Source organism: Sphaerisporangium sp. NPDC049002 (assembly GCF_040649355.1).
In the GTDB taxonomy this organism is placed as follows: domain Bacteria; phylum Actinomycetota; class Actinomycetes; order Streptosporangiales; family Streptosporangiaceae; genus Sphaerisporangium.
On sequence record NZ_JBEZFH010000433.1, the window covers coordinates 1 to 1,685 of the forward strand.

A 1,685-nucleotide genomic window follows, 5' to 3' on the forward strand; every position below is an offset into this window, starting at 1 on the left:
TCACCCCTGTCCAAGGTTCGCTGCTGTCGTCTGGGTAGGGGCTGACCGCAGGGCCGAGGAGAGCCAGGTGCCATGGTTGGTCCTGGTCCTTCCATGGCCGGCCGGAGAGGGGGGTCCCCTCCATCCGGCCGATTCGAGCGGCACCACCGCGGCGGAGCCGAAGTCGGCGGGAACGGCTCCGTCGCGGGTCTTGTCGGCCGGACGGACGGGGGCATCAGGGGACGATCACCGCAAGTCTTCTCGTGAAATTTCATGCATCAACGAGCAACTTGCGGGCTTACGGAACTTATTTGCAGGACTTGTCGAATTAAAGAGCGCCCTTCGGTCACGTGCAAGTGTCGAAGCGCTTCGCCTTTCGTAACGCTTCCGTAACGCGAGCCGCCGTGCTGGGCCGACCTCGGCGAGTCCGGGGATGCGAAGTCGTTACCACCTGCGGGTGTTTACGTCAGCATCTCGCCGTGTTAGAACTCGGTTAATTGTTCTTGGATACATACAAACTGGGTCTGGTGATGGCGTGGCGCAGAGGCAGCCTCCGGCTCGCGCGGCAGGAGTCCGCGCGCAGGCGGCGGGTCACGCCTCGCTCCGCCGCGCCAACCTGGCCCTTGTGCTGCGTCACCTGCGCGACGAGGGATCCTGTTCCCGCTCCGACATCGCGGACGCGACCGGCCTGCACCGGGCGACCGTCTCCAGCCTGATGGCGGAGCTGCTCGACCGCGGCCTGGTCCGCGAGGTGGGCATCGAGCACGTGGGCGCGGTCGGCCGCCCCCGGCGGGCCGTGGCGCTGGACGGCTCCCACGTGGGCGTCCTCGGCACGGAGATCAACGTCGACTACGTCGCCGTCTACGGCACCGACCTCGGCGGCCGGGTGCTGGTCGAGCGGCGGGTCGGCTTCGACGCCATGGGCATGGGCCCCGACCGCTCGCTCAAGGAGCTGGGCCGGGTGGCCAAGGACGCCATCGACGACCTCGTCCGCGCCGGGGCCTCCCCGGCGGGCATCGGGGTGGCGGTTCCCGGCCTGGTGGACGTCGCCCGTGGTCACGTGGCCTTCGCGCCCAACCTCGGCTGGCGCGACCTGCCCCTGGCCGAGCGGCTCCGCGCCGAGATCGGCGACGTCCGGGCGCCGGTCATGGTCGACAACGACGCCAACCTCGCGGCCCTGGCCGAGTACACCGGCGGCGTCGCCGCGGGCACGGCCGACATGGTCTACCTCACCGGCGAGGTGGGGGTCGGCGGCGGCATCGTCGTCGGCGGCCGGCTGCTGCGCGGCGCGGACGGGTTCTCCGGGGAGGTCGGGCACCTGCCCGTCGACCCCACGGGGAGCCGCTGCGGCTGCGGGCGCACCGGCTGCTGGGAGACCAAGGTCGGCCTGGCCACGCTGGTGAGGGCGGTCACGCCCGAACTGGCGTACGAGCTCGGGACCGCGCCGATGCCCGACCCCGAGGAGCGGGTGGCCGACATCGCCCGCGGCCTCGCCCAGGGCGACCCGCGCATGCTGGCCGCGGTGGCGGAGGTCGGGCGATGGCTGGGGCTCGGCGGCTCGATCCTGGTCAACCTCTTCAACCCGAGGGTCATCGTGCTCGGCGGCTACTTCGCGAAGCTGGCCGAGCGCCCGCGTGGTCGACCACGTCCTGGCGGCCCGTCCGTCCGACGTGCCGAGCCTGCTCGAGTCCGACCTCGACGGCAAG

General features: G+C 71.4%; 1 protein-coding gene. It reads left to right on the plus strand.

Going from position 1 to position 1,685, the window contains the following annotated elements; all coding sequences use genetic code 11:
* Positions 1-514: 514 nt before the first annotated feature.
* Positions 515-1,685, plus strand: a 1,171-nt coding sequence (locus tag AB0B89_RS36305; RefSeq protein WP_358562291.1) for an ROK family protein, incomplete at its 3' end; no start/stop codon positions are given.